Source organism: Delftia sp. ZNC0008 (assembly GCF_000799035.1).
Classification (GTDB): Bacteria; Pseudomonadota; Gammaproteobacteria; order Burkholderiales; family Burkholderiaceae_C; genus Comamonas; species Comamonas tsuruhatensis.
This window is the reverse complement of sequence record NZ_JTKZ01000507.1, coordinates 1-4874: the sequence shown is the minus strand read 5'-3', so window position 1 is coordinate 4874 and position 4874 is coordinate 1. Positions and strand designations below refer to the sequence as shown.

Here is a 4874-nt window from a genome sequence, read left to right as displayed (position 1 = left end):
CAGCGTCCAGGGCCAGCAGCGCGACAGTGCCTGGCCACCGAAGCGGCGGCGCAGCAAGGCGCCGCCCCAGCGCGTGCCGGCCAGCAGCAGCGCCGTCAGCGCAAACAGCTGGAAGTCGATGGACACGTACCAGACGCCGGCGGACAGCGACTCCTCGCCCACGATGTTCTGCAGCAGTAGCGCATGCGCCACCAGCTGCCAGAGATCGGGCTCGCCCGACACCGAGGCATGGTCGAACCAGGGCCGCACTGCCGCCGAGACGACGACGGCCACGACCAGGGCCACGGCATAGGGCACGACCAGGCGCACGAAGCGGCGCCCGATGCGCGACCACGGATCGCTGTGCAGGCCGTGGCCTTGCGGCGCCATGCTGGCTGCCGCCAGGTAGCCGCCCAGCACCAGGAAGATCTGCACGGCCATGCGCGCATATTCATAGAGCCAGTCGATGAGGTCCGGCGCGGCCGGATGGGCGATATCGGACATGGGGCCGTAGAAGGCCAGGTGGTGCCAGACGATGGCGGCACAGGCCAGGCCCTTGGTGCAGTCGATCAGCGCACTGCGGCTAGCGTGGGACATGGGGCAATATGCAATCTGCGAACGGGTCGGGAAGCGGGAAGCGGGAGGCGCTGGGCCCGGGCCGCCTGGCCGCAAGCCCGCAAAGGCGCCATTGTGCGCCTTTTGACCGCGTCTTGCAGAAAGCTGACGCACCGCTTTCCAAGCCGCACAGGACATGCCGGCACGCGAAGGCACAATGCATGCCATGACGCAACCCAAACCTCTTCCGGCGTTGAACCGGCAGTTCGTCTCCCACTTCGGCGAGATGGGCAGCCGCTGGGGCATCAACCGCACGGTAGGCCAGATCTACGCTCTGCTGTTTCTTTCGCCCGAGCCGCTCAATGCCGACCAGATCGCCGAGACGCTGGAGTTCTCGCGCTCCAACGTGAGCATGGGGCTCAAGGAATTGCAGGCCTGGCGCCTGGTGCAATTGCGCCACCAGCCCGGCGACCGGCGCGAGTATTTCGAGGCGCCGCAGGATGTCTGGGAAATCTTCCGCCGCCTGGCAGAGGAACGCCGCCGCCGCGAGATCGAGCCCACCCAGTCCATGCTGCGCGCCGCCATGCTGGAGGAAGTCACCACCGAAGAGGAACGCTACGCCCAGCAGCGCATGCGTGACATGTACGAGTTGATCGACCGGCTCATGAACTGGTTCGACGACGTGCAGCGCCTGTCGCCCGAGACCGCCATGCAGCTCATGGGCATGGGCACGGCCGTGACGCGGCTGCTGGATCTGAAGGACCGCATCACGGGCGGCAAGGGCCGCGCCAAGGCGGATGACACCGACGATTGAACCTGGCAAGCCTGCGTACAAAAATGAGCTCCCGAGGGAGCTCATTGTGTTTACAGCAATGCTTCATTGGCGGTAAGCGCGTGCAAAAACTGGCGTAGCCCAAAGCGAGGAACACCGAGCAAGGGCCGCCCCCGCAGCGAGGGTGTCGTCCCCCTCTCGAAGAGAGAGGGGAAGGCGCGAAGCGCCTCAGGGGGAGCTTTATTTCTCCCGGGCCAGGAGTTCGCGGCGCGTGGCCTCGTCGTCCATCAGTTCGTACCACATCGCGTTGAGCACCGCGAAGGCGGCCGCCAGCGGCAGGCCGAGCAACCAGGCGAAGTACCACATGGTGTTGTGTCCTTTCTTGACGTTGAATGTCGTTGCTTGATTCGGTGGATCAGTACGAGTGGCCGCGGCCCTCGATGATGGCCATCGGGTCGACCTTGCCGCGCAGCACGCTGTAGACCCAGCTGGTGTAGGCCACGATGAGGGGCACGAAGATCAGCGCGCACACCAGCATGATGAACAGCGTCACATGGCTGGACGAAGAGTCCCAGACCGTGAGGCTGTGCTGCGGGTTCAGCGACGAGGGCAGGATGAACGGGAACATGGACGCCCCCACGCTGGCGATGATGCCGGCAATGCCCAGGCCGCTGGACAGCAGGGCCAGCCACTCGCGGCGCAGCCACAGGCCCAGCGCCGCCATCAGCGGCATCAGCAGGCCGATGGCCGGCACGGCCCAGAGCACGGGCCGGGCCTGGTAGTTGGCGAACCAGGCGCCCGCCTGCAGCGCAGCCGTCTTGAACAGCGGGTTGGACGGTCCGGTGGTGTTGACCTCGCTGGTGATGCGGTAGCCGTTGAGCGCGGCCAGCCACACGCCGGCCGCCGCGAACAGCACCGTGGTGGCGACGGCCGCCACCATGCCGAGGCGGCGCGCGCGCGCGGCCACATCGCCCTCGGTCTTGAACACCAGCCAGGACGCACCATGCATGAGCAGCATGCACAGCGAGACCAGGCCGGCCAGCAGCGCAAACGGGTTGAGCAGGCCGAAGAACGTGCCCTCGTAGTAGATGCGCATGTCGGGCGCCAGGCGGAAGGGCACGCCCTGCAGCACATTGCCCACGGCCACGCCGAAGATCAGCGCGGGCACCACGCCGGCCATGCACAGCACGGCATCCCAGCGCGCGCGCCAGGCCGGATCCTCGCGCTTGCTGCGGAACTTGAAGGCCACGGGCCGCAGGATCAGCGCCACCAGCGCCGCGAACATGGCCAGGTAAAAGCCCGAGAACGAGACCGCGTACAGCTGCGGCCAGGCCGCAAAGATGGCGCCGCCGCCCAGGATGAGCCAGACCTGGTTGCCTTCCCAGACCGGGCCCAGAGAGTTGATGACGACGCGGCGCTCCACGTCGGTCCTGGCCGCCAGCGGCAGCAGCGCGGCAGCGCCCAGGTCAAAGCCATCGGTGACGGCAAAGGCGATGAGCAGCACGCCCAGCAGGCCCCACCACAGCAGGCGCAGGACGTCGTAGCTGATCAGTTCGTGAAGAATCATGGTGACAATCTCCCTTGGTCATTGCCCGCGGGCGAGTTTTTGCATCAGAGGGAAGTAGGTGGTCAGGTGCGGTGCGCTTTCCTCCTGCGGTCCCTTGCGGATGGCCTTCACCATGAGCTTCATCTCGATGACGAAGAGCACGGAGTAGATGGCGATGAAGCCTGCAATCGTCAGCAGCAGCGTGCCCGCGCCCAGGTTGGAGACGGCCAGCGCCGTGGGCAGCACGCCTTCGATGATCCAGGGCTGGCGGCCCACCTCGGCCACGATCCAGCCGCACTCGGCCGCAATCCAAGGCAGGGGAATGGCGATCACGGCCAGCTTGAGCATCCACGGATGGGCGTCCAGCCTGCGCCGCACCGACAGCCAGAAGAAGGCCGCCGTGAGCGCGATGAAGAACATGCCCAGCCCCACCATGATGCGGAAGGCCCAGAACAGCGGCCCCACGGCCGGCACGGTGTCCCAGGCGGCCTGGGCGATCTGCGCGTCCGTGGCCTGGCGCGGGTCGTCCACGTAGCGCTTGAGCAGCAGCGCGTAGCCCAGTTGCCCGCCCTTGTCCTCGAAGACGGCCTTGGCCTCGGCCGGCACCTGGCCCGTGGGGCCGGCGGCGCGGATGGCCTCCAGCGCGCCATAGGCCTCGATGCCGTTGCGGATGTACTGCTCGGTGCGCTGGACCAGGTCGTTGATGCCGGGGATCTCGGTGGTCAGCGAGCGCGTGCCGATCAGGCCCATGACCCAGGGAATGTGCACGGCATAGTGCGTCTCGCGTGCGGCCTTGTCGGGGAAACCGAAGGCCGTGAAGGCGGCCGGTGCGGGCTCGGTGTCCCACATGGCCTCGATGGCGGCCAGCTTCATCTTCTGGTGCTCCGACGACAGGTAGCCGCTTTCATCGCCCAGCACCACCACCGACAGCGCGGCGGCCAGGCCGAACGAGGTGGCCACCGTCATGGAGCGGCGCGCCAGCTGGATGTGCCGGCCCTTGAGCAGATACCAGGCCGAGACGCCCAGCACGAAGATGGCCGCCGTCACATAGCCTGCCGAGACCGTGTGCACGAACTTGGCCTGGGCCACGGGGTTGGTCAGCACCGCGAAGAAGTCGGTGACCTCCATGCGCATGGTCTGCGGGTTGAACGCCGCGCCCACGGGGTTTTGCATCCAGCCGTTGGCGATCAGGATCCACAGCGCCGAGAAGTTCGAGCCCAGGGCCACGCACCAAGTGGTCACCAGGTGCCCCACCTTGCTCAGGCGGTCCCAGCCGAAGAAGAACAGGCCCACGAAGGTGGCTTCGAGGAAGAAGGCCATCAGCCCCTCGATGGCCAGCGGCGCGCCGAAGATGTCGCCCACGTAGTGGCTGTAGTAGCTCCAGTTCATGCCGAACTGGAACTCCATCACGATGCCCGTGGCCACGCCCATGGCGAAGTTGATGCCGAACAACGTGCCCCAGAACTTCGTCATGTCGCGCCAGATGGTGCGGCCCGTCATCACGAAGACGGTCTCCATGATGGCGATGATCACGGCCAGGCCGATGGTCAGCGGCACGAACAGGAAGTGGTAGAGCGCCGTTACCGCGAACTGCAGCCGCGATAGATCGACGATGTCGAGGTCCATGGTGAGATCCTTTCTCTCGGGGGTACTTGGTGAAATCCTTGATCAGCCGTCCTGCCGCAGGCGCGCCAGGGCCGCCTCGAACGGCGGTGTGCCGCGCAGCGCCTCGGACACCACGCGGCCCTGCTCCACCCACAGCAGCCGGTCGGCCAGTTGCGCCTCCCGCAGCTTGTGGGTGGCCAGCACCAGGGTGCGGCCCCGGGCTGCACTGTCCAGCCGCACCAGCAGGTCGGCGGCCGTGCGTGCATCCAGGCCCTCGGTCACTTCGTCCAGCAGCCAGCAGCGCGCGGGGCTCAGCAGCAGCCGTGCCAGCGCCAGGCGCCGTGCCTGGCCGCCGGACAGGCCCAGCCCGCCCTCGCCCAGCCGCGTGTCCAGGCCCTGCGCCATGGCGCGCACATC

The 4874-nt window shown here is 67.2% G+C and carries 6 protein-coding genes; 1 reads left to right on the top strand and 5 read right to left on the bottom strand.

Translation table 11 applies throughout. The features are described 5' to 3' along the window. The coding region (locus L995_RS16995) for an acyltransferase family protein (protein ID WP_047472737.1) at positions 1 to 576 on the bottom strand (576 nt) is incomplete at its 3' end. A 175-nt stretch (positions 577 to 751) separates the two neighbouring features. Here L995_RS16995 and L995_RS16990 point away from each other — a divergent pair. Continuing rightward, entirely contained in the window at positions 752 to 1348 is a 597-nt protein-coding gene (locus L995_RS16990; RefSeq protein ID WP_026062606.1) for a GbsR/MarR family transcriptional regulator, read from the top strand. Between the two features lie 198 nt (positions 1349 to 1546). Here the strand turns inward: L995_RS16990 and cydX are convergent, their stop codons facing one another. From cydX to L995_RS16970, 4 genes are all read right to left on the bottom strand, one after another. Next, positions 1547 to 1672 (bottom strand): cytochrome bd-I oxidase subunit CydX, encoded by a 126-nt coding sequence (cydX, locus tag L995_RS16985; protein WP_012204319.1) that lies wholly within the window; start codon positions 1670 to 1672, stop codon positions 1547 to 1549. A gap of 49 nt (positions 1673 to 1721) precedes the next feature. Next, positions 1722 to 2873, bottom strand: a complete 1152-nt coding sequence (gene cydB, locus L995_RS16980) for a cytochrome d ubiquinol oxidase subunit II (RefSeq protein ID WP_016453934.1) — start codon at positions 2871 to 2873, stop codon at positions 1722 to 1724. Positions 2874 to 2891: 18 nt separating this feature from the next. After that, on the bottom strand, positions 2892 to 4478 hold the full coding sequence (locus L995_RS16975; RefSeq protein ID WP_016450181.1) for a cytochrome ubiquinol oxidase subunit I: 1587 nt from the start codon (positions 4476 to 4478) through the stop codon (positions 2892 to 2894). Between the two features lie 42 nt (positions 4479 to 4520). Next, a partial coding sequence (locus L995_RS16970) for an ATP-binding cassette domain-containing protein (RefSeq protein ID WP_047472736.1) occupies positions 4521 to 4874 on the bottom strand: 354 nt, incomplete at its 5' end.

What these genes read in the sequence shown, in the direction of transcription:
- L995_RS16990 (WP_026062606.1), top strand. Translation starts at nt 752, where the DNA reads ATGCATGCCATGACGCAACCCAAACCTCTTCCGGCGTTGAACCGGCAG.
- cydX (WP_012204319.1), bottom strand. Translation starts at nt 1,672, where the DNA reads ATGTGGTACTTCGCCTGGTTGCTCGGCCTGCCGCTGGCGGCCGCCTTC.
- cydB (WP_016453934.1), bottom strand. Translation starts at nt 2,873, where the DNA reads ATGATTCTTCACGAACTGATCAGCTACGACGTCCTGCGCCTGCTGTGG.
- L995_RS16975 (WP_016450181.1), bottom strand. Translation starts at nt 4,478, where the DNA reads ATGGACCTCGACATCGTCGATCTATCGCGGCTGCAGTTCGCGGTAACG.